Origin of the sequence: Streptomyces caelestis, from assembly GCF_014205255.1 — a bacterium.
In the GTDB taxonomy this organism is placed as follows: Bacteria; Actinomycetota; Actinomycetes; order Streptomycetales; family Streptomycetaceae; genus Streptomyces; species Streptomyces caelestis.
Genome location: NZ_JACHNE010000001.1, coordinates 8,517,371 through 8,542,844 on the forward strand (window position 1 = coordinate 8,517,371; position 25,474 = coordinate 8,542,844).

A 25,474-nucleotide genomic window follows, 5' to 3' on the forward strand; every position below is an offset into this window, starting at 1 on the left:
TCAGGTGTCATGACGACGCCAGGACACGGCAGCACGGTCGACGGAGTCCTGCGGCGCAGCGCCCGACGCACCCCGGCGCGCGTCGCGGTGGAGTACGGCGACCGCACCTGGACGTACGACGAACTGGACACCGCCGTCTCCCGAGCGGCGAGCGTCCTCCTCGGCCAGGGGCTGTCTCCGGGCGACCGGGTGGGCGCGTACGGCCACAACTCCGACGCCTACCTGATCGCCTTCCTGGCCTGCGCCCGCGCGGGCCTGGTGCACGTACCCGTCAACCAGAACCTGACGGGCGACGACCTCGCCTACATCGTCGGCCACTCCGGCAGCTCCCTGATCCTCACCGACCCGGACCTCGCCGGGCGACTCCCCGACGCCGTACGGACGTTGCCCCTGCGCGACGCCGGCGACTCACTCCTCGCCCGGCTCACCGGGGCGCCCCCGTACGACGGCCCCGAGCCGCGCACCGAGGACCTCGTGCAACTGCTGTACACCTCCGGGACGACCGCCCTGCCCAAGGGCGCGATGATGACGCACCGCGCCCTGGTCCACGAGTACCTGAGCGCGATCACCGCCCTCGACCTCAGTGCGGGTGACCGTCCCGTACACGCGCTGCCCCTCTACCACTCGGCGCAGATGCACGTCTTCCTGCTGCCCTACCTCGCGGTCGGTGCGACGAACGTCATCCTCGACGCACCCGACGGCGACCGGCTCTTCGACCTGGTCGAAACGGGCCGCGTGGACAGCCTGTTCGCCCCGCCCACCGTCTGGATCGCCCTGTCCAACCGCCCCGACTTCGCCACCCGCGACCTGAGCGGCCTGCGCAAGGCGTACTACGGAGCGTCGATCATGCCGGTGCCCGTACTGGAACGGCTGAAGGAACGCCTGCCGAACCTTGCGTTCTACAACTGCTTCGGGCAGAGCGAGATCGGGCCCCTGGCCACCGTCCTCAGCCCCGAGGAACACAAGGGGCGCATGGACTCCTGCGGCCGTCCGGTGCTGTTCGTCGACGCGCGCGTGGTCGACGAGGAAGGCAAGGACGTACCGGACGGCACCCCCGGCGAGATCGTCTACCGCTCTCCGCAGCTGTGCGAGGGCTACTGGGACAAGCCCGAGGAGACCGCCGAGGCCTTCCGCGACGGCTGGTTCCGCTCCGGCGACCTCGCGGTACGGGACGCGCACGGCTACTACACGATCGTCGACCGGGTGAAGGACGTCATCAACTCCGGTGGCGTACTGGTCGCTTCACGCCAGGTCGAGGACGCCCTGTACACCCACCCGCAGGTCGCCGAGGCGGCGGTCGTGGGCCTGCCCGACGAGCGCTGGGTCGAGGCCGTCACAGCCGTTGTCGTCCCACGCGGCGAGGTCACCGAGGCGGAACTCATCGCCCACACCCGCGAGCAGCTCGCCCCCTTCAAGGCCCCGAAGCGGGTGGTGTTCGTGGAGGGCCTCCCGCGCAACGCCAGCGGGAAGATCCTCAAACGGGAGCTGAGGACGAGCCTCGGAGGCGAGCCGGGACTCGCGGCCCCGGCCGGGTGACGTCAACCCGCCGTCGACAAAACCCCGTTGTGCCGGAAACCCCGAGAGCGTGAGGATCGACGCCATGCCGATCTTCACCGCCCCGGACGGGACCCGGCTCGCCTGCCACATACGCGGCACGGGCGAGCCGCTGGTCGTGTTGCCCGGCGGACCCATGCGCGCCTCCGCGTACCTCGGGAACCTGGGCGGACTGGACGCCCACCGACAGCTGGTGTTCCTCGATCTGCGCGGCACAGGCCGGTCCGCGGCGCCCGAGGACCCGGCGACCTACCGCTGCGACCGGCTCGTGGACGACGTCGAGGCGCTGCGCCGCCACCTGGGCCTGGAGCGGATGGACGTGCTCGCGCACTCGGCGGGCGGCAGTCTCGCCCTGCTGTACGCGGCTCGGTATCCGGACCGGCTGGGTCGGCTGGCGCTCATCACCGCCACCCCGTGGGCGCTGGGCCTGCCGGCGACGGCCGAGGACCGGCTGGCGGCGGCCCGGCTGCGCGCGTCCGAACCCTGGTTCGCCGACGCGTTCCCGGCGTTCGAGTCCTGGCTGTCCGGTACCGGTGACTTCGACCCCGTGTTCCTGCCGTTCTCTACGGCCGTTGGGACGGCACCGCCCGCGCCCACGCCGACCGCGAGGAGCACGAGACCAACGACGAAGCGGGGGACCGCTACGGGGCGGACGGCGCCTACGCCCCGGACGCGACACGCTCCGCGCTCGCCCGCGTCACCGCCCCGGTGCTCGTCCTCGCCGGTGAGGTCGACGGCGGCCCGCGTCCCGGCCTGGCCCGGCGTACGGCCGAGGTGTTCCCGGCGGCCGAGTTGGCGGTGCAGCCGGCGGCGGGACATTACCCGTGGCTGGACGACCCGGAATGGTTCGTGCGACGCGTCGCACGCTTCTTGCACGCACAGGACTGAGATCCTCTGCTCTCCGCAGAGCGAGCCCGGTCCGCGCTCGTCACCCCGCTACCGTGCCCGGAACGGACCCAGAACCGCGCACCGTACGGGCGAACGGCATCACCCTGGCCTACCGCGTCCGGGGGCCAAAGGACGCGCCGCCCGTCGTACTCCCGCACGCCCGCGGGGCCGACGGTGCAGACTGGGCGGAGATCGCCCCCGCGCTGGCCGCCGGACCCCGCCGGGTGTACGCCCCCGACCTGCGCGGGCACGGCCGCAGCGACTGGCCCGGCGGATACGCCTACGAGGCCATGCGCGACGACGTGCTCGCCTTCCTCGGCGCGCTCGGCATCGCCCGTGCCGACGTCGTGGGTCACTCGCTCGGTGGCGCCGTCGCCTACTCGCTCGCCCAGCACAGCCCGCGGCTCGTACGGCGGCTCGTCCTGGAGGACGTACCCGCGCCCTTCCCGCTGGACCCGCCGCGCCCTCCAGCCGAACGGCCCGGCGGGGACCTGCCGTACGACTGGGCGATGATCCTCGCCACCGACCAACAGCGCAACGCCCCGGATCCCGTGTGGTGGGACCACATGGGGCGGATCACCATGCCCACCCTGCTGATCGGTGGCGGGCCGACGAGCCTGATCCCCCAGGAGCAGATCGCCGCCCTCGCCGAGCTGCTTCCCGATGCCCGGCGCGTCACCATCGGCGCCGGGCATCTCGTGCACGAGGCACGGCCCGAGGAGTTCCTCGCAGCGGTGGGGGAGTTCCTCAGCCCTGCGGACCGTACGCCGTCATGAAACGGTCGCGGAACTTGTCCATGCCCCACCGGGGCGCTTCCGGGGCCGGCTTGAGGCCGTCGGTCCAGCCCCAGTCCGCGACCCGGTCCAGGACCTTCTTGTCGCGGGCGACGATGGTGATCGGCACGTCCTTGCCCGTGTCGCCGGCGGTGACCGTCGGCACCGGCTGGTGGTCGCCGAGGAAGACGAGCACCGTGTCCTCGTCGCCGTAGCGCTCGACCCACTCGGTCAGGCTGCGGATCGAGTACTCGATGGCACGCCGGTACTCGGTGCGCACCCTCTCCGGGTCCTTCCAGACCTCCGTGGGGTTGGTGCCCTCCTTCTTGATCCGGTGGAACACCGAACCGTCACCGAGGTCCTCCCAGTCGATCATGCGGGCGATGGGCGACCAGGGGTTGTGGCTGGAGGCCAGGATGATCTCCGCCATGATCGGCTGACGGTCCTTCCTGCCGTGCTCCAGGCGCTGGAAGGCCTCCATGCTGAACTGGTCGGGCACCGGCGTCCAGCTGAAGTACGGGCCGTGGTAGCCGAGGTGCTCGGAGTCGTAGATGTGGTCCAGGCCGAAGTACTTCCCCTCCGGCCAGGCCCGGCGTACGCCGGGGACGATGCCGACGGTCCGCCAGGCGCCGGTCTTGCGGAAGTAGTTGGTCAGTGTCATGCGGTCGCTCGTGGTCAGGCTGCGGTACCGCTGCTGGTTCTTGATCCACAGACCGGACAGGAAGGTCGAGTGGGCGAGCCAGCTGCCCGCGCCCGTCACCGGCGACTGCAACCAGCCGCTGCGCGAGTCGAACCCGGCCGCCCTGAGCGAAGCGGTGCCCTCCTTCAGCACCGCGTCGGTCTGCTTCGCCATCGCCGGGTCGTCGATCGCGACCCGGCCGTAACTCTCGATGAAGGTGAACAGGACGTCCTTGCCGCGCAGCCCCGTGAGCAACTGGTCCGGCGGCGTCTTCGCGAAGGCGTCCACGGCGGCCTGCTTCTCGAAGACCCGCGCGTCCTTCAGACCGGCCCGCACCTGTTCCACCCGGTTGCCGATGAACTCCGCGTTGCCCTTGGTGGCGATCGGCACGGTGCCGATCTGCACGCCCAGAGTCATGCAGGTGATCCACGCCGTGCCGAGGATCAGCGTCGTACGGGCGGCGGCGGGACGGTGGCGGACCATCAGGTCCGTCAGTCGCACCACGGCGAGCGTCGTGAGGACCAGCACCGCGACGAGCAGCACGATCACGCCGATCACGGCCAGCACCTGTCCGGTACGGCCGAACGTCTCCCGCAGGAAGTCCGTGGCGTGCTCGATGAGAATCCAGTCCAGGACCAGGTCGAAGGGCCGGGCCAGCACCTGGTAGAAGCCCATGTCGACGAACTTCAGGACCGTGACCAGCCCCAGGAACACGCCCGAGACGACCGCCACGATCCGCCGGGGCCTCGGCGGCAGCGCGAGCAGCAGACCCGTGAGCAGCACGCCCTCGGCGGGGATACGCACGAACGACGCGAACTCGATCCGCTCGATCCGGTTCGGCAGCAGCAGCGCGAACGCCACGAGCGCACCGGCCAGCACGGTCGTCCCCACGCTGACACCGCGCGCCGTACGGGGACAGCGACGCCGCCATCCGAACCGGCCGGGTTTCGCCCCGGCGTCCGAGGTCCCCTCCACGGCGCCTGCTGCCTGCCCGCCGACGTCGTCACCTTCTTCTCGCGAGGCAGGGGCATGGCCGGTGTGCGTCGCGGCGGCGGCGCGACTGTCCGCGTCCACCGGGGCCGTGCCGCCGTCGGACTCCGTCGTGTCGACGTGACCGTCCGGGCCTGTCGTGCCGGTGTCGCCGTCCGGTGCCGTGTCTCCGCCTGACTCCGCCGTGTCCGCGTTCCCGTCCGACTCCGCCGCAGCCGTACCGCCGTCCGGTCCTGTCGCGTCCGTGTGGTCGTCCGTGGACGCCGGCGGTGCGCTGCTGTTCGGGTCTGTCGTGTCGACGTCACCTTTCGGGCCAGCCGTGTTGGTGCCGCCGTCCGGTCCCGCCGGGGCGATGTCGTCGTCCGACTCCACCGCGTCTGTGGAGTCGTCCGCGTCCTCCGAGGCCGCGCTGCTGTTCGGTTCCGTCGTGTCGGCGTCGCCGTCCGGGCCTGTCGTGCCGGCGTCGCCCTCCGGTTTCGCCGGGGCCGTGTCGCTGTCCCGTTCCGCCCCGCCGGCGTCGCCGTCCGGGCCTGTCGTGCCGGCGTCGCCCTCCGGTTTCGCCGGGGCCGTGTCGCTGTCCCGTTCCGCCCCGCCGGCGTCGCCGTCCGGGCCTGTCGTGCCCGCGTCCCCGCCCGACTCCGCCGCGGCCGTGTCGCCGTCGGGAGCCACCCCTGCCGTGCCACCGTCCGGCCCCGCCGCGCCGGTGGCGTCGTCCGGTTCCGCCCCGCTCCCGGTCGTGCCCGATTGCTGTGGGGAGCGAGTGAAGAGCGACACCCGGTGGTCCTTCCGTGCGGTCTTGCCGGCATGGCAAACAGAGCCCGGTGGCCGAGCCTGCCACCACCAGTACGTCCGTACGTCACCTCGGGTTCAATCGACCGGCCGGAGAATCACCCGTCCGCCGCCGTCGCCACCTCCCGCGCCCAGCGATAGTCCGCCTTGCCGCTCGGCGACCGCTGGACCGACTCCGTGATCACCAGCTGGCGCGGGATCTTGTAACCGGCGAGCCGGTCACGGCAGTGCGCCTGGATGTCCTCCAGCGACGGCCGCGCCGCCCCCTCCCGCAACTGCACCACGGCCGCCACATGGTGGCCCCACCGGGGGTCCGGCACCCCGGCCACCAGCGCGTCGTAGACGTCCGGATGGGACTTGAGGGCCTGCTCGACCTCCTCCGGGTACACCTTCTCGCCGCCGGTGTTGATGCACTGCGAGCCGCGGCCGAGGACGGTGACCACACCCTCCTCGTCGACGGTGGCCATGTCGCCGAGCAGCACCCACCGCTCGCCGTCCTTCTCGAAGAACGTCCCGGCGGTCTTGGCCGGGTCGTTGTAGTAGCCGAGCGGCACGTGTCCGCACTGGGCGATCCGGCCCACCTCGCCGACCGCCACCGGTTCGAACGTGGCTGGGTCCACCACCTGCGTGCGGGCGTTGACCCGGACCCGGAACCCCCGCTCGGGGCCCGAGTCCTCCGTCGCCGTCCCGTTGAAACCGGACTCCGACGAGCCGAAGTTGTTCAGCAGCATGGCGTCCGGCACCAGCTCCTGGAACTGCCGGCGCACCGTGTCCGACATGATCGCGCCGGACGAGGACACGCTGAACAGCGACGAGCGGTCGATGTCCCGCAGCGGACCGCTCAGCGCGTCGATCAGCGGCCGCAGCATCGCGTCCCCCACCAGCGAGATGCTGCTGACCTTCTCCTTCTCCACGGTCCGCAGCACCTCCTCGGGCACGAACTTGCGGTGGATCACGACCCGTTGCCCGAAGTTGAAGCCGACGAACGCCGTGAGGGTGGAGGTGCCGTGCATCAGCGGGGCCGTGGGGAAAAAGGTGATCCCCGCGCCACCGGCCGCGACCCGCTCGGCGAGCTCCTCCGGCTTCTTCACCGGTTCACCGGTGGGCGCGCCCCCGCCGAGCCCCGCGAAGAACAGATCCTCCTGCCGCCACATCACACCCTTGGGCATCCCGGTCGTACCGCCGGTGTAGATGATGAACTGGTCATCGGCCGAGCGGGCCGGGAAACCGCGCTGGGGCGACCCCGCGGCCTCCGCATGGGCGAACTCCACACAGGGCACCGCGGCGGCCCCCGGCGCCGGAGCACCCACCCGGACCAGATGCCGCAGCCTCTCCGCCCGGGGCCGCGCAGCCGCCACCCGGTCCGTGAACTCCGCGTCGAAGACCAGCCCCACCAGAGCCGCGTCCCGGTAGAGGTACACCAATTCCTCTGCGACGTAACGGTAGTTGACGTTGACCGGGACGATCCGCGCCTTCAGGCAGCCCAGCACCGTCTGCAGGTACTCCACGCCGTTGTAGAGATGGAGCCCGACGTGCTCCCCGGGCCGTATCCCGCTGTCGAGCAGATGGTGGCCGACCCGGTTGGCCGCCGCGTCCAGCTCCGCGTACGTGAGGCGGCGCTCCGCGCCCGTGCCCGGATGGTCGACGTACACGAGAGCCTCACGGCCGGGAACCACGTCGACGACCGACTCGAACAGGTCGGCAAGGTTGTACTCCACCGCTCCTCCTGACCCCGGGACGTGCCTGGCATCGGACGGTTCGCCGGTCATCAGAGCAAAGGGCGGTCCAACTGTGAAGGGCTCGCGGCGAAGAAATCTGACTATCTGTCAGAAAACCCTTGAAGTGCCTCCCGCCCTACTGCAACCTGTTCTCGTTCCACGAGAGGGGAGTTGGCCATGGGTGGGACGGAACACCTCACCGTGCAGCGCGAAGGCGCCACACTGGTGCTCACGCTCAACAGGCCCGAAGCCAGGAACGCGCTCTCGCTGCCGATGCTCGTCGGCCTCCACGACGGCTGGCTGGAGGCCGACGCCGACGACTCGGTTCGCTCGATCGTGTTCACCGGCGCGGGCGGCACGTTCTGCTCGGGCATGGACCTCAAGGCTCTCGCCGGCGACGGCATGGCCGGCGAGGAGTACCGCAACCGGCTCAAGGCCGACCCCGACCTGCACTGGAAGGCGATGCTGCGCCACCATCGCCCGCGCAAGCCGGTGATCGCGGCCGTCGAGGGGTACTGCGTCGCGGGCGGCACCGAGATGCTCCAAGGCACCGACATCCGCGTCGCCGGCGAGTCCGCGACCTTCGGCCTGTTCGAGGTGAAGCGCGGCCTGTTCCCCATCGGCGGCTCCACGGTCCGGCTGCAACGCCAGATCCCGCGCACCCACGCCCTGGAAATGCTCCTCACCGGCCGCCCCTACAGCGCCCGCGAGGCCGCCGCCATCGGCCTGGTCGGACACGTCGTCCCCGACGGCACGGCGCTCGCGAAGGCACTGGAGATCGCCGAACAGATCAACTCCTGCGGACCGCTGGCCGTCGAGGCCGTCAAGGCCTCCGTCTACGAAACCGCCGAGATGAGCGAGTCCGACGGCCTCGCGGCCGAACTCACCCGGGGCTGGCCGGTCTTCGACACCGCCGACGCCAAGGAGGGTGCCCGCGCCTTCGCGGAGAAGCGACCGCCCGTCTACAAGCGCGCCTGACCGAAGGAGCCCTCCGGCATGCCCGAAGTACTCAAAGCCCCTCTCGTCGTCGAGTTCCCCTTCACCCGCTCCCTCGGCCCCGTCCAGAGCGCCTTCCTGACCGGCCTGCGCGAACGCGTCGTCCTCGGCGTGCGCACCGGCGACGGCCGCACCCTCGTCCCGCCCGTCGAGTACGACCCCGACACCGCCGAGGAGATCCGCGACCTCGTCGAGGTCGCCCCCACCGGCACGGTCACCACCTGGGCCTGGAACCACGCCCCCCGCCGCGGCCAGCCCCTCACCACCCCCTTCGCCTGGGCCCTGGTCCGCCTCGACGGCGCCGACACCGCCCTGCTGCACGCCCTCGACGCCCCGGGCCCCCACGCCGTGCACACCGGCATGCGCGTCCGCATCCGCTGGGCGGCGGAACGCACCGGCGCCATCACGGACATCGCCTGCTTCGAGCCGTACGACGGCGACCGGACCGAACCAGCAGGGCACACAGGTGAGTTCGCAGACCCGGTCACCGGCATCGTCGCCGCCGCCCGCCTCGACTACACCTACTCACCCGGCCGCGCCCAGACCGCCTACATCAACGCCCTCTCCGGCCGCCGGACCGTGGGCGAGCGCTGCCCCGCCTGCCGCAAGGTCTACGTCCCCCCGAGGGGTGCGTGCCCCACATGTGGGGTGGCCACATCGGAGCAGGTCGAGGTGGGGCCGCGCGGCACCGTCACCACGTTCTGCATCGTCAACATCAAGGCGAAGAACCTCGACATCGAGGTGCCCTACGTCTACGCCCACATCGCCCTCGACGGCGCCGACCTGGCGCTGCACGGCCGGATCGGCGGCATCCCGTACGACGAGGTCCGCATGGGGCTGCGCGTCGAACCGGTGTGGACCGACGGCGCCCGCTATCCCGACCACTACCGGCCCACGGGCGAACCGGACGCGGACTACGACACCTACAAGGAGCTGCTGTGACGAGCGCACCGGGGGACCGCGAGGTCGCCGTCGTCGCCTTCGCCCAGACCGTCCACCGGCGCACCAGCGACGAGCTCTCCGAGGTGGAGATGCTCATGCCGGTCCTGCACGAGGTCCTCGACCACACCGGCATGAAGACCGCCGACATCGACTTCACCTGCTCCGGCTCCAGCGACTATCTCGCCGGCCGCGCCTTCTCCTTCACCCTCGCCCTCGACGGCGTCGGCGCCTGGCCGCCCATCTCCGAGTCCCACGTCGAGATGGACGGCGCCTGGGCCCTGTACGAGGCCTGGACCAAACTCCTCACCGGTGACGCCGACACCGCGCTGGTCTACGCGTACGGCAAATCCTCGCCAGGCTCGGTCCGCGACGTCCTCACCCGCCAGCTCGACCCGTACTACGTGGCACCCCTGTGGCCCGACTCCGTGGCGCTCGCCGCCCTCCAGGCGCAGGCCCTCATCGACGCCGGCGACACCGACGAGCCCGCCCTCGCGGCCGTCGCCGCCCGCGACCGTGAGGCGGCGTCCGCCAACCCGCACGCACAGCTCAAGGGGCCGGTGGCGCAGGGGGAGTACCTGGTCCGGCCGCTGCGCACCGGCGACTGCCCGCCCATCGGCGACGGGGCCGCCGCCGTGATCCTGGCGGCCGACGACCGGGCCCGTGACCTGTGCGCACGCCCCGCCTGGATCCGCGGCATCGACCACCGCATCGAGGCACACGGCCTCGGCGTGCGCGACCTCACCGACTCGGCGTCCACCCGCCTGGCCGCCGAGCGGGCCGGCGCCTTCGAACGGCCCGTGGACACCGCCGAACTGCACGCGCCCTTCACCCCGCAGGAGATCGTCCTGCGCAAGGCCCTCCGCCTCGACGACAGCGTCGTCGTCAACCCCTCAGGCGGAGCCCTCGCCGCCAACCCGATCATGGCCGCCGGTCTCCTCCGCATCGGAGAAGCCGCCGCCCGCATCCACCGCGGCGAGTCCGACCGCGCCCTCGCCCACGCCACGTCCGGCCCCTGCCTCCAGCAGAACCTGGTCGCCGTACTCGAAGGGGAGCCCCGATGAGCAAGGAGCCCGTGGCCGTCGTCGGCATCGGCCAGACCAAGCACGTCGCGGCACGCCGGGACGTGTCCATCGCGGGACTCGTCCGGGAGGCGGCCCGACGCGCCCTGGACGACGCCGAGCTGAGGTGGGCCGACATCGACGCCGTCGTGATCGGCAAGGCCCCCGACTTCTTCGAGGGCGTCATGATGCCGGAGCTCTACCTGGCCGACGCGCTCGGTGCCGTCGGCAAACCCATGCTCCGCGTGCACACCGCGGGCTCGGTCGGCGGATCCACGGCGCTCGTCGCCGCGAACCTCGTCGCGGCCCGTGTCCACAGCACCGTCCTCACCCTCGCCTTCGAAAAACAGTCCGAGTCGAACGCCATGTGGGGCCTGTCCCTGCCCATCCCCTTCCAGCAGCCCCTGCTCGCCGGAGCCGGCGGGTTCTTCGCCCCGCACATCCGCGCGTACATGCGGCGCAGCGGCGCGCCCGAGACGATCGGCGCCCTCGTCGCCTACAAGGACCGGCGCAACGCGCTGAAGAACCCCTACGCCCACCTGCACGAACACGACATCACCCTCGACAGGGTCATGGCCTCGCCCATGCTCTGGGACCCGATCCGCTACTCGGAGACCTGCCCCTCCTCCGACGGCGCCTGCGCCATGATCCTCACCGACCGCTCCGGAGCCGCCCGGGCACCGCGACCGCCCGCCTGGATGCTCGGCGGCGCGATGCGCAGCGAACCGACCCTCTTCGCCGGCAAGGACTTCGTCTCCCCGCAGGCCGGGCAGGACTGCGCGGCCGACGTCTACCGGCAGGCCGGCATCACCGACCCCCGCCGCGAGATCGACGGCGCCGAGATCTACGTCCCGTTCTCCTGGTACGAGCCGATGTGGCTGGAGAACCTCGGCTTCGCCGGCGAGGGCGAGGGGTGGAAGCTCACCGAGGCGGGCGTGACCGAACTGGACGGGGACCTGCCCGTCAACATGTCGGGCGGCGTGCTGTCCACCAACCCCATCGGCGCCTCCGGCATGATCCGCTTCGCGGAGGCGGCGCTCCAGGTGCGCGGACAGGCCGGGGAACACCAGGTGGACGGCGCCCGCAGGGTCCTCGGCCACGCCTACGGCGGCGGTTCGCAGTTCTTCTCCATGTGGCTCGTGGGAGCCGAACCCCCGGACTCCTGAAAGGTCCCCCTCACGTGCCCTGTCGGCCATGGGACACGATCGCTAGGCTGGCCGCGGACGACGAACCGGGAGGAGCACGGACGTGGCCGAGACCACCACCCAGCAGCGCCCGCTCACGGGCTGGGACAAGCCGGAGCTGGACCTCACCAACGCACAGTGGCAGTCCAGCAGCCGGGGGCGGGGGGATGTCCAGATCGCCTTCGTCGAGGGCTTCATCGCCATGCGGAACAGTGCCCGCCCGGAGAGCCCCTCCCTGATCTTCACGCCCGCCGAGTGGGGCGCGTTCGTGTCGGGAGCGCGGGAAGGGGAGTTCGACCTCACCTGACGCGCTGCCGTGCGACCTCGACGGCGGCACCCTGGGAACCGTCCCGGACGGCCGTGACCCGACGGCCGATCCGGGGGTGTTCCGCCCGCATTTGCGGACACGCGACCTGAGACGTCCTCCCGGGGCCCCGCCTGAGCCAGGCTGAGGCCGGAGGCACGGTCGTAATCCGGAAGGCGAGGAACCCATGAGCACCCTGCCGGTCATCGCGGCGGTCGACGGTTCGGACCACAGCAAGCGCGCCCTGGAGTGGGCCCTCGACGCGGCCCGCCGGCGTTCGGCCCCCCTGCGTGTGGTGCACGTACGCCAGTACGCCCACTGGGCGCAGCCGGAGGTGCTCGCGGCCGGACCGCCGGATCCGCAGGACGACCCGGTGCTCGACCGGGTCCGCGCCGACCTGGAGGGCCTCGACGGTCTGCCGGACACGGAGTACGTCGGCCTGGAGGGCGCGCCCGGCGCCGTCCTGCCCGAACAGGGCGCCTCCGCCCAGCTGCTGGTCCTGGGCTCCCGGGGCCGAGGCGGCTTCGCCAGCCTGCTGCTCGGCTCCAACGGCATCGCCGCCGCCCGCGACGCCGAATGCCCCGTCGTGGTGGTGCCCCGGCCCGGACGCGATGCCCAGGGCGGGACTGGGGCCGGCCCCGGCTCGCGCGTGGTCGTCGGCCTGAAGGTGGACGGCCCCGACGAGGCCACGCTCGAGTTCGCCTTCACCGAGGCCGCCCGGCGCGGCGCCCGGCTCCAGGCGGTCGCCGCCTACCCGTGGCCCGCGCAGCCCTGGATGACGCCCGGCGAGCTGCCCCCGCCGATCGTCGACCAGGACGTCATCGAGGACCAGACCCGGGTCCTCGCCGAGGGCTTCCTCGCCCCGTACCGCGAACGGCACCCCGGCGTCCCGGTCGAGCCGGTCCCGGCGGCGGGCGACGCGGCCGGACACCTCGTGGCGGCCTCCCCGGGCGCCGACCTCGTCGTCGTGGGCCGCCACCGGCGGCACCTGCTGGCACCCGCCCGCATGCTGGGCTCGGTCACCCACGCCGTCCTGCTGCATGCCGCGAGCCCCGTCGCGGTGGTGCCGCCGGCACCGCCGGAGGACTGACCCCGCTGTAATGGATACCGGCAGGCCTATCATTAGGCCCATGCGGGAACCGATCAGCAGGGACGCCCGGCTCGCCCTGGACCTGGCCCTCACCGTCCGGCACGACGGCAACGGCGGCGTCGCCGACGACCTGACCGAACCGGCAGGTCTGACCGCGTGGGTCCGGGTACACCCCGAGATTCTGCCGGACGCCGGCCGTTTCACCGCCGGCGCCGCGCAGCTCGCTGCCGTCCGGGACCTGCGGGCCGCCGTCCGCGCGCTCTTCGCCCGCGCCGTGCGCCCCGGCGAGCCGAGCCCCGCCGACGCGGCCCGGCTCCTGCCCGTACCCGAGGCCGTGCGGCGCCTCAACGAGGCCGCCGCCCGCACCCCCACCGTGCCTGTCCTGGACTGGCCCGAGGGTGCCGGACCCGACGTCCGTCAGCAGCCCGTGCGCGGCGGGGACGACCTGGCGTCCGCCCTCGCGCACGCCGTGATCGCGTTCCTCGCGAGCCCCGACCGTGACCGGCTGCGGGCCTGCCACGCGCCCCGCTGCGTGCGGTACTTCCTCAAGGACCACCCGCGCCAGGAATGGTGCAAACCGTCCTGCGGCAACCGCGCCCGGGTGGCCCGCCACCACCAACGGCACCGGACGACGGTGTAGGTCCGATCGGGTACCGCCCTCGCGACACTTCGCAGGCCGGGCCACGTACCATGGCGGCATGTCGTTCCTCCGCCGCCGCAGCGCCACGCCCGCCGGGCCCGACTTCGACGTACTGGCCATGGACCCGGGCGACTGGCCCGGCAACCTCGGTGCGGGACTGCTGCCCGCCCCCGACGGCACCTGCCAGGGCGTCTTCCTGCGTTACGACCTCTTCGGCGGTCGCGGCCCCGCCATGATCATCGGCAACCTGCCGGAGGGCTCCCCGGCCCGCGAGGTCCCCGAAGGCCAGGTCCCCTTCGAGGTGGCGCAGCTGCTGCTGGCACTGGAGAACGACGAGGAGGTCACCGTCGTCGGCACCGAGGACGTGCCGGTGATGCAGGGCGACAACCTCCTGATCGTGCGCCGCGTCAAGCTCTCCGAGAGCCGCATCTCCTGCGTGCAGTTCGACCGCAGCGACAACGTCCTGGTGACCATCGCCGCCTGGGACCGCCCCATCACGGACGACCTGTACGCCCTCCTCAAGCCACTGCCCGCGGAGCTCTTCCAGCAGGACTGAACCCGGCGGCAGCCCGCACACGAAAGGGCCGCTGTGCGCCTGCCCAGGCACACAGCGGCCTCTTCGTCCCCGTCAACGAGTGCCGACCGCCGCGCGCACGGCCCGCCGGGCCATCTGGCAGTCGTCGTGCAGCCGCCGCAGCAGCAGCCGCTGCTCCTCGCCGGACGGCGCAGCACCAGGGTGGGCCGTACCCGGTGCCGCCGGGGTCGCGTCATGCATCGAACGCTGCACGGCCGTCTCGTACGTACGGATCTCCCGGGTCAGCACCAGCATCAGGTTCACCAGGAAGGCATCCCTGGACGCCGGGCCCGCCGACTGGGCGATCTGGCTGATCTGCCGACGCGCGACCGGTGCGTCCCCGAGCACCGACCACAGCGTCGCCAGGTCGTACCCCGGCAGGTACCAGCCCGCGTGCTCCCAGTCCACCAGCACTGGACCGGCCGGTGACAGGAGGATGTTCGACAGCAGTGCGTCGCCGTGGCAGAACTGGCCCATGCCCTGCCGCCCGGCCGTCTGCGCGATGCCGTGCAGCAGCTTCTGGAGATCACCCAGGTCCCGGTCGGTGAGCAGGCCCAGCTCGTGGTATCGCGAGATCCGGGCCGCGTAGTCCAGCGGGGCGTCGAACGTGCCCGCCGGCGGCCGCCAGGCGTTCAGCCGGCAGATCGCGCCGAGTGCCGCCCTGATGTCCGCCCGCGGCGGTGCCTCGGCCGGGTGCCGCTGGAGCGCCGCCACCCGCCCCGGCATGCGCTCGATCACCAGTGTGCAGTTGTCCGGATCCGCCGCGATCAGTCTCGGCACCCGCACCGGAGGGCGGTGCCGGACGAACGAGCGGTACGCCGCTATCTCGTGGCGGATCCGCTCGGACCAGGCGGGGGAGTGGTCCAGTAAACACTTGGCGACGGCTGAGCTGCGACCGGTCGTACCGACCAGAAGCACGGACCGCCCGCCCAGGCGCAGGACCTGCACCGGGGCGAACTCCGGGCAGATGCGGTGCACCGACGCGATCACCGTGCGCAGCTGCGCGCCCTGGGGGCCGGACAAGTCGAGTCTCCCGCTGAGCGGTTGGGTGCCGAGTACCGCGCCGCGCCGTGCCCTGCCCGCACCGAGCACGGGGGCCGCCGGCCGCGCGGGGGCGAGGTAGGGGCCGCTGTCCGTGGGACGGGGGTGCAGCGACCGGGGCGGTGCGGACACGGAGGACGATGCTGCGTACATGGGCGAAACAGATCCCTTCGTGTGCCTGCGACGACAGCGCACCACCCGGCCCGGGCTCCCGGGAGCACCCTGGGGAATGTCCCTGCGGCGACCGGGTCGGGGTGGCGCGTTCCTACCTGACACCCGATGACCAGTGGCACACCATCTGGCGCACCCTGGCGAACCCTGGCGAATAGTCGCCCGGCAAGTCTCCCCGGGCTACTGTCAACTCAGCCGAGAACCTGGGGGCTTGACGTGAGCGGACAACCCAACACCCGGCTCGCGGACCTGTTCGGCCTGGCCGGCTGGTCCAAGGGCGAACTCGCGAGGCTGGTCAACCGGCAGGCGGCGGCCATGGGCCATCCCCAGCTGGCGACCGACACCTCCCGGGTACGGCGTTGGATCGACATGGGAGAGATCCCGCGCGATCCGGTGCCGCGGGTGCTGGCGGCTCTGTTCACCGAGCGTCTCGGCCGTGTCGTGACCATCGAGGACCTCGGTCTGGTCCGGCACGGGCGTGCGGGGAAACGGCAGGGCGGCGGGAGTGCGGAGTCTCCCGACGGAGTGCCGTGGGCGCCCGAGCGGACCGCCGCGGTCCTCACCGAATTCACGGGAATGGACCTCATGCTCAACCGACGCGGCTTGGTGGGCGCGGGCGCCGCGCTCGCCGCGGGATCCGCACTCAGCAGCGCCATGTACGACTGGCTGCACACCGACCCTGCCCTGGCTGCCGACGCCCCCGACTTCGACCATCCCCTGCACGCCGACCCCGCTGGGTTCGACCGCTACGAGGCCGCCCCCATCGGGGCGCAGGAGGTCGAGGAACTGGAGCGCTCGGTCGAGGTGTTCCGCGCCTGGGACGCGTCCCGCGGCGGCGGGCTCCAGCGCAAGGCCGTGGTGGGCCAGCTCAACGAGGTGGGCGGCATGCTCGCCTACCGTCACCCGCCCCATCTGCAACGGCGCCTGTGGGGCGTCGCCGCCAATCTCGCCGTCCTCGCGGGCTGGATGTCCCACGACGTCGGCCTCGAACCCACGGCCCAGAAGTACTTCGTCATCGCCGCCCACGCGGCGAGAGAGGGCGGCGACCGGCCCCGGGCCGGCGAGGCGCTCTCCCGGGCGGCCCGCCAGATGGTGCACCTGGGCCGGCCGGACGACGCCCTGGACCTGATGAAGCTGGCCCAGTCCGGCTCCGGCGAGGAGGTGCTGCCGCGCACCAAGGCCATGCTGTGCACCATCGAGGCCTGGGCGCAGGCCTCCATGGGCAAGGGCCAGGCGATGCGACGCACTCTGGGGCAGGCGGAGGACCTCTTCGTCTCCGACAAGGGCGACGTCCCGGCGCCGAGCTGGATGCAGCTGTTCGACGAGGCCGACCTGTACGGCATGCAGGCCTTGTCCTACCGCACGCTGGCGGAGTTCGAGCCGGACGCGGCCGTGCACGCGCAGTACTACGCGGACAGGGCCCTCGCCCTGCGGGCCGACGGCCGGCAGCGGTCGAAGATCTTCGACTATCTGTCGATGGCCTCTGCGTGCTTCATCGCGGACGACCCCGAACAGGCGGACCGGTACGCGCGACTGGCCCTGGTGTCGATGGGCTCCAACTCCTCCCACCGCACCTGGGACCGGCTGCGCCAGATGTACCGGCTCACCGCCCAGTACTCCGGGTACCCGAAGATCCAGGAGCTGCGGGAGGAGATCAAGCTCGCCCTGCCGAAGACGAAGGGCAGGGGCGGCAACCACGCACAGGCCTGAGTTTCCTATGCCGTGACCTTGGCGACGAGCACGCAGGCGTGGTCCGCGCGCTCGCTCTCGCCGAACTCCTGGACCACCGTCCGTACGCAGTCCTGTGCGGTGGAGGTCCCGGTCAGCCGCGGCGCCAGGTCGAGAAGGAGGTTCGCGGCCGCCGTTCCGGTGTGCCCGGGGACCAGCCCGTCGGTGTGCAGGAGCAGTAGATCGCCCGCCTCCAGGGCCTCTTCGGCCTGCCCGTAGGCGGCGCCCGGGGTGGCCCCGAGCAGGACGCCGTCCGGTGCGTCGAGCACCCGCCCCGCCCCGTCGCGGAACAGCAGCGGGGCGGGGTGTCCGGCCTGCGCCCACACCAGAGTGCGGGTCGCGGGGCGGTAGCGGCAGCAGAGGGCGCTGCCGAGGGCGGGTTGCACGGTGGCGTCGAGTAACTGGTTCAGCCAGGCCATCAGCTGTCCGGGCGGGGCTCCGGCCATCGCCATGCCGCGTACGGCACCGAGCAGCATCGTCATGTTCGACGTGACGCCGACGCCGTGTCCGGTGAGGTCGCCGACGCTGAGAAGTGTGTCACCGTCGGTCAGTTCGAGCGCGTCGTACCAGTCGCCGCCGAGCAGCGTGTTCATGGACGCCGGCAGGTACTGGGCCGCGAGGTCGAGGGTCCTGGGCCCCTGGTGCGGGAGCCGCAGAGAACCGCGCCACGGCGGCAGTACGGCCTCCTGCAATGCGACCGCGAGCCGGTGCTCGGTCTGCGCGTCCTGCCGCCCGTCGGTGAGCGAGTCACGGGTCTCGCTCACCACCCGCTGGCTGCGGCGCAGTTCGCTGACGTCCCGCAGCACGGCCCACATCGAGGCGGTGCTTCCGTCGGTATCGAGCACCGGTTCGCCCATCAGGTGCACGGTCCGTACGTCGCCGTCCCGGCGTGCGATGCGGAACTCGCCGTCGATGGGCCGGGCGTCGACGAGGCAGTTGGTGACCATCGCCGTCAGTTTCGGCCGGTCCTCGTCGAGCACCAGGGACGGCAGCTCGTCGAGGGTGAGCGGGGGAGCGGCGGGGTCGCGGCCCAGGATCCGGTAGAACTCCCCGGACCAACTGGCCTCGTCCGTCAGTAGGTTCCACTCGGCGCTGCCGACCCGGCTGAGCAGTGAGCCCGGTGCGGGCGCGGTGGGTTCCGGGACCGCCGTGGGCAGGGGCCCGTCCCGTAGCTGGGCCAGGTGCTCGTCGAGATCGTTGAGCTGGTGCAGGGCCAGGTCGCACAGGGCGCGCTGCCAGCGTCCTTGGATGTGGTCCGATCCTTCCTCCTCGGCGTCGCGCCGCACGGCGTCCACGTCGCCCTTGAGCCGCCGCGTCTGCGAAATCAGCGCGTCGACCGAGCCGCGTCCGGGCGGCTGGGCGGCTGGGCGGTCCGCGGAGAGGTGGGACGGCATGACGCACTCCGATGCGGGGACGGTTCGACCAAGGCGGACGGAGGGACCATGACGACTGTTGCACAGCCCGCCACGCCCTGTAAGGGATTCGGCAACACACGATACGGTGGTGCTTCCGGCATATGCCACAGTCTCCCGGAGTTACTCCGAGGTAGGTGTGGAGCAGGTCCTCCGGAGGTCCAACTCGTAGGTTACACAGGGGTTTTGACGATCCGCAGACACGGCGGCATTCGACTGCCGCGAGTGTTCGACGACCCTGTGTTCGAGGGATTCAGTACCGCAGGACCCCTGCGATGCCGTCCGCCTCGCCGAGTGCGCCGTCGGGTACGAAGCGGACGTCGGCTCCGGTCTCCAGGCACTGCTCGACGATCTCGTCCACGATGTCCTCCCGGGACTCGAGATCGTCGCTCTCGGCGAGGATCACATGGTCCCCGGCGTCGCGGACCGTCACGCGGTAGTTCTCCTCGACGGCCAGCAGCCGCACACGGCCGTCCCTGGCGCTCTGCCAGAGCTCGTCGACACCCGCGGCGAACTCCCTTCGTCCGCGGGCCGTTTCGAGGGTGCGGGTCACGGCGTCCGTGTTTCTGCGGGCCTCCGTCTCGATCACCGGCCGAATGGCCTGCCACACGGACTCGGGAGTCCCGTGCGCGAGGCCGCCGTGCGGGACGTGCACCGCCCCCTCGGCGGCGCTGCCGACCTCGTCCAGCAGGGCGAGGGCGGCCGGCGGGCCGGTGACGTACAGCGGCCGCGGGTGCTCGCGCAGGACGGTGCTCATCGCGGTGTCGGCCTCGCGCAGGAACTGACGGGTGCGCTCCTCCCGGAAGGCGCTCGGCGGGTCGCCGACCCGATGCTGCCGCTCCGGATCGAAGTTCTCCACGCGGCGGGTCAACGGGAAGCCTCCGGCGCGTTCCTCGACGACGCGGGCGACGCCGCCGTTCCACAGGGTGGCGCGGTCGGCGGAGAGCGACAGCAGCCAGAACGGCCGCTCCGCCGTCTGGGCGGAGACGAGGTTGCGGGTGAGGAAGGTGTCCGAGAGCACCACGCGTTCGGGCACGGATCGGGCGAGTGACCACACCTGGTGCTCGCCGGCAGCGGCGAAGATCACCAGGCCGTCCTCGGCGTGCGTCAGATCGACCTCGGACAGGGCCTGGTCGAGGTGCCGGGCGACGTCGGCCCGCCGTTCGCGGCCGACCGCCGGATCGGCCTCCAGTTGCCGCTTCGCCTCAGCCACCGAAGTGCGCAGCCGGACCTGGTCCTGGGGGTTGTAGGGATCGCGCCGGTGGGTCGGCGTCAGCACGGAGACCGCGGGGTAGGGGCGCGGGCGCCGCAGCTCGGCAAGGGTCGCGGGACTCAGAACGTGCTCCATGACAGAACGATAGAGCCGATTCACCATTGGGGCATTTGGGGCAGCCGGTCCGCCGGTTCGAGTGCTCGTGGCCGCCTTCGCGGGTGCAGGCTGGGAGAGCCGGAAGAGGAGGTGGCTGTCGATGGCGCGCCTGGTGGTGGACGGCGAGGACGTCGTGGTCCGGCTCGCGCTGCGGGAAGGGCTGTCTGCCCGGCGCCGCGAGGTGCGGGTGCCGCTGGCCGATGTGCGGGCCGTGCGTGTCGAGGGTGACTGGTGGCGGAGTCTGCGCGGCATGCCGCTGGGCGGGCGCTGCCGTCCCGGCCGGTGGTGCGTGGGGGAGCGGCTCCATCCTCTCGGCCGGGACTTCGTCGCGGTGCGGACGGGTGTTCCCGTCGTGGTCGTGGATCTGTGGCGACCCGTGCCGTTCACGCGTCTGGCCGTCTCCGTCGCGGACGCGGAGCAGGCCGCCGAGGCGCTTCGGCGGCGCTCGCGCAGGTGAGGGATGGGTGCACCGTACTGGAAGTTGGGGAAGTTTTTGCCGCTGGCCGATTTCCGACGGGTGTCGCCCTGTCATGGAGTGGATCCCCGGATATTGCGCGTGCAAAGGCAAGCCGAAAGTAAGGGGTGGCCGGGCGTGCTCTTGTTGCGAGCGAATGGACTGATGTCGGTGTTCGTCGCACGCTCGAAATGTAGATGGATGCTACAGCTTATTTGCGGGAGGGTACGCATATGTGCGGCATCATCGGCTGGGTCTCCTTCGGCCGCGACGTGAGTGTCGAGGCAGCGACCCTGGACGCGATGACCGAGACGACGGCCTGCCGCGGCCCGGACGACCGCGCATCGCCGCCTCGGCCGACCCGTCGTCCTCCGGCACCAGGGCCTCCACCGTCGCGACCGCACCGGCCACCGCCGTACTGCGCCTTGCTCAGCTGCCCGTGCCGGGCCAGCGTGGACAGCCGGTTCACCGGCACCCAGGACAGATTTACCCGCCCGAGCGCGAACGCGGAGATCTCCTCCACTCGCTCCATCGCGCGGACCATCGCCGTGCCCGTCGACTTCACCGGCGGCGTGCGCAGCCGCTCCAGCTCCGAGACCCGCTTGCGATCCGGCACCGCGAGCAGCTGGGCCAGCGCCGGCGCGGGCGCGGGATCGGCCCGGTGCGCGGCACGGGCCACCGCCTCGTACAGCCGGCGCTCGGCCGCCGTACGGGCCTCCGACACCTGCCGGGCCGGCACCGACACCCCCGGCAGCAGCACCCGGTTCTTCCACAGCCACGTCACCGCTCACTCGGCTGACCGAGGCGTCCATGGCCGCACCGGCTCACTCGGTGTCGTGGTCGGAGCCGCAGGAACTGCCGTCCGGTGGGAGCGTGCCGTACAGCAGGAACGCGTCGACCTTGCGGTGCACGCACTTGGAGGAGCCGTAGCCGGTGTGGCCCTCACCCCGGTTGTCGAGCACCACCGCCGACGACCCGAGCCGCTCGGCCGTCTCCACCGTCCAGCGGTACGGCGTGGCAGGGTCGCCCCGGGTGCCGACGAGCAGCATCTTCGGGGCGTCGAGGTCCTTGACCTCGTCACGGATGAAGTCGGTGCCCTTGGGGCGGCCATAGCACATCAGCACCTGGGTCAGCCGGTACCGGCCGAAGACCGGCGACGCCCGCTCGTACCGTGCGCGCAGCCGGCCGAGGTCCCTGCGCACCTGCTCGGCTGCGGGGCGGTCGGGATCGTCCGCGCAGTTGACCGCCATCAGCGCCGCCTGCAGGTTGTCCAGGGGCACGTCCTGTGGATCGACGAGCCCGCCGTGGGCCGCCCGCCACGGCGGGCGGCCGACACCCCCGGATGCGAAGGCCTCCAGGCGGCTGGTGTCGCCGTCCTCGAGCAGCTGCGCGACGGCCCGCTGGAGCGAGGGCCACAGCTCCCTGCTGTACAGCCCCTGCGTGAGGGCACCCGCGAAGTCCTGGCCGGAGAACGCCTCGCCGAAGTCGGTCGGCACCGGGTCCCGGTCGAGCGACTCGACCACCTGGACGACGTGCTCCCTGGCCTCCCTCGGATTCTGCCCGAACGGGCAGGCGATGTCCTCCGTGCACCAGGCGAGGAAGTTCTCCAGCGCGGTCTGCTGACCCCGTGCGGTGACCACACCCTGCTCGGACAGCGGCTCGGTGAGCGTGTCGACGCCGTCCAGCACCATCCTGCCGACCTTGTCGGGGAACTGGGCCGCGTACACCGCGCCCAGCCGGCTTCCGTAGGAGAAGCCCAGGTAGTTGAGCTTGCCGTCGCCGAGCGCGTCGCGCATGACGTCCAGGTCGCGGGCGGCGTTCACCGTGCCGATGTGGGGCAGGACGGGGCCCGAGTGCTCGGTGCACTCGGCCGCCGCGTCGCGCAGCTCTTCGAGCACCGCCTGCGGATCGGCCACGCCCGTGTTGCCGTCCGTCGCGTCCAGTGGGTCGTCCGAGGCGTTGCCGCAGCTGACCGGCGAGGAGCGGCCGACACCCCGGGGGTCGAAGCCGACCACGTCGTAGCCGTTCGTCAGGCCCATGAAGTCCTTGCCGGCCATGGCGAGCTGGCCCACGCCCTGACCGCCCGGTCCGCCGAAGTTCAGCAGCAGTGAGCCCCGGGACTTCCCCGTGGACCGGTAGCGGGCCAGGGCGAGATCGAGGGTCCCTTTCCCGGGTTCGGCGTAGTCGAGGGGAACGGTGACCTTGCCGCACTGGAGGTCCTTCGGCATGTCCTCGCCCTCGCACGCCGACCACGTGACCTTCTGGTCGTAGAAGCGCGCCAGGCCGGGCCCGGGGCCGTCCGTGGCCGGCAGCCCCGCACCCAGCAGGGCCAGCCCGGCCACGCAGGGGACCGCGCAGCGCCTCATCGAGGGGCGCGTGGACAGCTTGGCCAGCATCGATGCCTCCAGGGGGCGCGCCGCAGCGGACCGGGGACCGGCGCCCTCGCTCACCATAAGCGGGCACCGGAAGCCGCGCCTCCGTACGAGCGGGCGGGGACGGAGTGCCCTACCCTGCGCGGCCGCGTCGCGCATACGAAGGGCTTTACCGCTAGTTCGACAACCGGGCCGCTCGATGGAGTGAAAGGCCGATAAGCCATAACTCGGATCGGCCGTCCGCGTTGCACCTCATGCGGGTGAGTGCCCGCGACGATGTCTGGAAGGCAGGGAACCTATGAAACGGGTTACCCGAAACGGTGTGATCGCCGCCGCCGCTTCTGGCGCGATGGCTCTGACCGTCCCCGCGTACGCCGGTTCCGGGGCGGACGGCTCGGCGGCCGGTTCGCCCGGGGTGGTCTCCGGCAACACCGTCCAGGTGCCGGTGCACGTCGCGGTGAACGTGTGCGGGAACACGGTGAACGTGGTGGGGCTCCTCAATCCCGCCGCGGGCAACAGCTGCGCGAACAAGGACGACGGGCGGGCCGGCCGGCCCGGCAAACCCGGCGGTGCGGTCGCGGAAGGCAGCGGAAAGGATTCACCGGGCGTGGTCTCCGGCAACGGCGTGCAACTGCCCGTCGACCTGCCGGTCAACGTCACCGGCAACTCCGTGAACGTGGTCGGCATCGGCAACGCGTCGACCGGCAACGAGTCCTCGAACACCCCGGGCGACCGCCCGGTCCGCACCCACCGCCCACCCGAGCCGGCCCCGAGGCCGTCCACACCACCCCGGCCTCACCCCGCCCCCGAACCGGCCCCGCACACCGTCCCCCGCGCCACCGGCGCCTTGGCCCACACGGGCACGGACCACACCCTCCAGGCCGCCGCGGCGAGCGCGGCACTGGTGCTCGGGGGAGTCGTCCTGCGCCGGCGGTTCCGCTCGGGGGCGGACGACTGAACGGACGGCCTGCGGGGTTACGGAGGGCATCGCCGCCGAGGTCCTGCCGCCCGGGTGCCGAAGGCGGAGCCCTGGCGGCCCCGACGGAGACGGCATGCCGCGGCTGACGCAGCGGAGCCTTCGTGTCCCAGCGGGCGCCGTCGGCCATGGCCGTGGGGTGAGCGGATCAGGCGGCCGCCCGGGATCGAACGAGGGCGTCGCCGACGACCCCTCAGCGTCCGCGAGGGCACCGGGGGCGCTGACCACCCCGACCGGCGAAAACGCCGCCCACCCGGCCCGCAGCCACCGTCGCCCGCGACCCCTGAACGATCGACCGGGTGACCGTCAGTGATGGCCGGACCGGTGCCCTCGGACCGCCTCCGCCACCCCCGTCATCAGCACCATCCCGGAATCGCCGTAGTCCGGCAGGGTCGGGTCCGAGTCGATGTGGGTCACGTCCAGGTCGCGGGTCAGGGGGGTGAAGACCTCGGCCACGGTCGCGGGGCTGACCGGGCAGCCGGGCCAGCGGGAGGCCGGGCCGATGCGGTGCGTCGGCATGTTCTCCATGAACGCGGCGACCAGGTGGCCGCCCGGCTCGACCGTGCGGACGAAGGTGCGGCAGAAGTCGGTGAACTCGGCGAAGTCCTCCGTGGCACCCTCGGCGACGAAGTGCATGGAGGCGAGTTCGTACGAGCCGGGGGGCAGGGTCCGGACGTCGGCGTGGACGACGTTCACATGCGCCAGCGCCGCGGCCAGGGTCGCCGGCACGTCCGGGTTGAACCGTCGGCACAGCGCGTGGAAGGGGAGCCAGCTCGCGTCGAGGCGGTGACAGATCTGGTCCTGGAGGTAGGTGACGTTGCTCGCGCCCGCCTCCACGGCGTCGATCCTGCGGCTCGCGCCGGACGCGAGGATCAGCGGGTAGAGGTTGGGACCCGCCCCGAACTCCACCGAGCGGGCGATGGCACCGGGACGGAAGCGGCGGTAGAACGCGCTGTGGTGCGCGATGACGGCCGCGTCCGAGGGATGCACCTCGCGGTAGTTCTCCCGGAGGTAGTCGGCGACCGGCCAGCGGTCCCAGTCCACGTCGTCGTTGTGCGTCGTCATGGCCGTCCAGCCCCTTTCAGCCGCAGCGGGAAACGCTCGGACAGCCGGGTCAGGGCCCGGTTCAGGCCGTCGATGTCGTCGTCGGAGTTGAGCGCCGAGAGCTGCACGCGGAAGCCCATCCGGTCGCGGGGCACGAGCGGACAGGCCGCGAGCGTCACGTAGATGCCCTCCTCCCACAGGTACGCGGCGACCGCGTCCAGGTCCGCGGGGTTCGTGAGCGGAACCTCCACGATGGGCAGCCGGACCGTCTTGCGGTAGAGGTCGGCTCGGATGGCCTCGCCCCGCCGCTCGTTGACGTCCAGCCCGGCCGGCGCGGTGGCCGGCGACGCCGTCGGGGACGGCCCCGAGTGGAGATAGGGGGCGGCGGCGGTCTTGAGGCGGTTCTTGGGCTCCGGCGGCAGCGCCAGGAACGCGATGTCCTCGACCAGGGCGACCTGCTGGGCGTCGCGTGTGATGTCGCCGATGAACGATTTGTCGATCTTCAGCACGTCGATGAGGAAGCCCCGCGGATAGTGCCACTGCTGAGCGGGCCGGTGGACACGAATGCCGGTCGCCACGGCGACGACGCCGGCGAGCCCGGTGGCGGCCCACGGGGCGGGAGCCCCCGCCGGGACGGTCATGTACACGATTGCGGCGACGGTGACGAGGGTGATGTGGGCGGCCATCAGCCGGCGTGCTGACAGCAAGGACATGCGCCTCCCCCCGTC

General features: G+C 72.1%; 21 protein-coding genes and 2 pseudogenes. 14 read left to right on the forward strand and 9 right to left on the reverse strand.

Annotated elements, in window-relative coordinates; genetic code table 11:
• The first annotated feature begins 9 nt into the window (after positions 1-9).
• From HDA41_RS38510 to HDA41_RS38520, 3 genes and pseudogenes are all read left to right on the forward strand, one after another.
• Positions 10-1,536: an acyl-CoA synthetase gene (locus tag HDA41_RS38510; RefSeq protein ID WP_184992400.1), complete on the forward strand. Its 1,527-nt coding sequence runs from the start codon at positions 10-12 to the stop codon at positions 1,534-1,536.
• Positions 1,537-1,600: 64 nt separating this feature from the next.
• A pseudogene (locus HDA41_RS38515) lies at positions 1,601-2,442 on the forward strand (alpha/beta fold hydrolase).
• Positions 2,443-2,495: 53 nt separating this feature from the next.
• Positions 2,496-3,218, forward strand: a complete 723-nt coding sequence (locus HDA41_RS38520) for an alpha/beta fold hydrolase (protein WP_184992402.1) — start codon at positions 2,496-2,498, stop codon at positions 3,216-3,218.
• Here the strand turns inward: HDA41_RS38520 and HDA41_RS38525 are convergent.
• Both HDA41_RS38525 and HDA41_RS38530 read right to left on the reverse strand, forming a co-directional pair.
• Positions 3,190-4,968, reverse strand: coding sequence for an LTA synthase family protein (locus HDA41_RS38525; RefSeq protein WP_230299807.1), 1,779 nt, complete (start codon positions 4,966-4,968; stop codon positions 3,190-3,192). The two genes, HDA41_RS38520 and HDA41_RS38525, sit on opposite strands and share 29 nt — an antisense overlap.
• An 803-nt stretch (positions 4,969-5,771) precedes the next feature.
• On the reverse strand, positions 5,772-7,391 hold the full coding sequence (locus HDA41_RS38530; protein WP_184992404.1) for an acyl-CoA synthetase: 1,620 nt from the start codon (positions 7,389-7,391) through the stop codon (positions 5,772-5,774).
• Positions 7,392-7,568: 177 nt separating this feature from the next.
• Between HDA41_RS38530 and HDA41_RS38535 the strand changes: the two genes are divergently transcribed.
• From HDA41_RS38535 to HDA41_RS38570, 8 genes are all read left to right on the forward strand, one after another.
• Entirely contained in the window at positions 7,569-8,369 is an 801-nt protein-coding gene (locus HDA41_RS38535; RefSeq protein ID WP_184992406.1) for a crotonase/enoyl-CoA hydratase family protein, read from the forward strand.
• Between the two features lie 18 nt (positions 8,370-8,387).
• A complete protein-coding gene (locus HDA41_RS38540) occupies positions 8,388-9,329 on the forward strand; it encodes a Zn-ribbon domain-containing OB-fold protein (protein WP_184992414.1) in 942 nt (313 codons plus the stop codon).
• The gene (locus HDA41_RS38545; RefSeq protein WP_184992416.1) at positions 9,326-10,390 is read left to right on the forward strand and encodes a thiolase family protein; all 1,065 of its coding nucleotides are present in this window, start codon (positions 9,326-9,328) and stop codon (positions 10,388-10,390) included. Before HDA41_RS38540 ends, HDA41_RS38545 begins: the two co-directional genes overlap by 4 nt.
• Positions 10,387-11,553 (forward strand): thiolase family protein, encoded by a 1,167-nt coding sequence (locus HDA41_RS38550; RefSeq protein WP_184992418.1) that lies wholly within the window; start codon positions 10,387-10,389, stop codon positions 11,551-11,553. Before HDA41_RS38545 ends, HDA41_RS38550 begins: the two co-directional genes overlap by 4 nt.
• 82 nt (positions 11,554-11,635) lie before the next feature.
• Positions 11,636-11,878: a DUF397 domain-containing protein gene (locus HDA41_RS38555; RefSeq protein WP_010033039.1), complete on the forward strand. Its 243-nt coding sequence runs from the start codon at positions 11,636-11,638 to the stop codon at positions 11,876-11,878.
• A 184-nt stretch (positions 11,879-12,062) separates the two neighbouring features.
• A complete protein-coding gene (locus HDA41_RS38560; RefSeq protein ID WP_184992420.1) occupies positions 12,063-12,965 on the forward strand; it encodes a universal stress protein in 903 nt (300 codons plus the stop codon).
• Positions 12,966-13,005: 40 nt separating this feature from the next.
• Positions 13,006-13,605, forward strand: a complete 600-nt coding sequence (locus HDA41_RS38565) for a CGNR zinc finger domain-containing protein (RefSeq protein ID WP_184992430.1) — start codon at positions 13,006-13,008, stop codon at positions 13,603-13,605.
• 58 nt (positions 13,606-13,663) lie between these two features.
• The gene (locus HDA41_RS38570) at positions 13,664-14,161 is read left to right on the forward strand and encodes a hypothetical protein (RefSeq protein ID WP_184992432.1); all 498 of its coding nucleotides are present in this window, start codon (positions 13,664-13,666) and stop codon (positions 14,159-14,161) included.
• 72 nt (positions 14,162-14,233) lie between these two features.
• Here the strand turns inward: HDA41_RS38570 and HDA41_RS38575 are convergent, their stop codons facing one another.
• Positions 14,234-15,373, reverse strand: a complete 1,140-nt coding sequence (locus tag HDA41_RS38575) for an aminoglycoside phosphotransferase family protein (RefSeq protein ID WP_184992434.1) — start codon at positions 15,371-15,373, stop codon at positions 14,234-14,236.
• A gap of 234 nt (positions 15,374-15,607) precedes the next feature.
• Between HDA41_RS38575 and HDA41_RS38580 the strand changes: the two genes are divergently transcribed.
• Positions 15,608-17,101, forward strand: a complete 1,494-nt coding sequence (locus HDA41_RS38580; protein WP_184992436.1) for a DNA-binding protein NsdB — start codon at positions 15,608-15,610, stop codon at positions 17,099-17,101.
• 5 nt (positions 17,102-17,106) lie between these two features.
• Here HDA41_RS38580 and HDA41_RS38585 read toward each other — a convergent pair whose 3' ends face one another.
• Positions 17,107-18,513: a PP2C family protein-serine/threonine phosphatase gene (locus tag HDA41_RS38585; protein ID WP_184992438.1), complete on the reverse strand. Its 1,407-nt coding sequence runs from the start codon at positions 18,511-18,513 to the stop codon at positions 17,107-17,109.
• Between the two features lie 271 nt (positions 18,514-18,784).
• Positions 18,785-19,879, reverse strand: coding sequence for a baeRF3 domain-containing protein (locus HDA41_RS38590; protein ID WP_184992440.1), 1,095 nt, complete (start codon positions 19,877-19,879; stop codon positions 18,785-18,787).
• A gap of 121 nt (positions 19,880-20,000) precedes the next feature.
• Here HDA41_RS38590 and HDA41_RS38595 point away from each other — a divergent pair, with 121 nt between their 5' ends.
• Positions 20,001-20,357: a hypothetical protein gene (locus tag HDA41_RS38595; protein ID WP_184992442.1), complete on the forward strand. Its 357-nt coding sequence runs from the start codon at positions 20,001-20,003 to the stop codon at positions 20,355-20,357.
• Between the two features lie 208 nt (positions 20,358-20,565).
• Here HDA41_RS38595 and HDA41_RS38600 read toward each other — a convergent pair whose 3' ends face one another.
• Both HDA41_RS38600 and HDA41_RS38605 read right to left on the reverse strand, forming a co-directional pair.
• The gene (locus tag HDA41_RS38600; RefSeq protein ID WP_184992444.1) at positions 20,566-21,138 is read right to left on the reverse strand and encodes a hypothetical protein; all 573 of its coding nucleotides are present in this window, start codon (positions 21,136-21,138) and stop codon (positions 20,566-20,568) included.
• 40 nt (positions 21,139-21,178) lie between these two features.
• On the reverse strand, positions 21,179-22,750 hold the full coding sequence (locus HDA41_RS38605; RefSeq protein ID WP_184992446.1) for an alpha/beta hydrolase: 1,572 nt from the start codon (positions 22,748-22,750) through the stop codon (positions 21,179-21,181).
• 274 nt (positions 22,751-23,024) lie between these two features.
• Here HDA41_RS38605 and HDA41_RS38610 point away from each other — a divergent pair, with 274 nt between their 5' ends.
• Positions 23,025-23,684, forward strand: coding sequence for a chaplin (locus HDA41_RS38610; protein ID WP_184992447.1), 660 nt, complete (start codon positions 23,025-23,027; stop codon positions 23,682-23,684).
• A 324-nt stretch (positions 23,685-24,008) separates the two neighbouring features.
• On the opposite strand, the gene HDA41_RS38615 is transcribed toward HDA41_RS38610, so the two are convergent.
• Complete coding sequence (locus HDA41_RS38615; RefSeq protein ID WP_184992449.1) at positions 24,009-24,767, reverse strand: class I SAM-dependent methyltransferase; 759 nt, start codon at positions 24,765-24,767, stop codon at positions 24,009-24,011.
• Positions 24,764-25,183 (reverse strand): annotated as a pseudogene (locus HDA41_RS42920) (aminotransferase class I/II-fold pyridoxal phosphate-dependent enzyme); the annotation flags it as partial. The gene HDA41_RS38615 and the pseudogene HDA41_RS42920, both read right to left, overlap by 4 nt.
• Positions 25,184-25,474 lie beyond the last annotated feature (291 nt).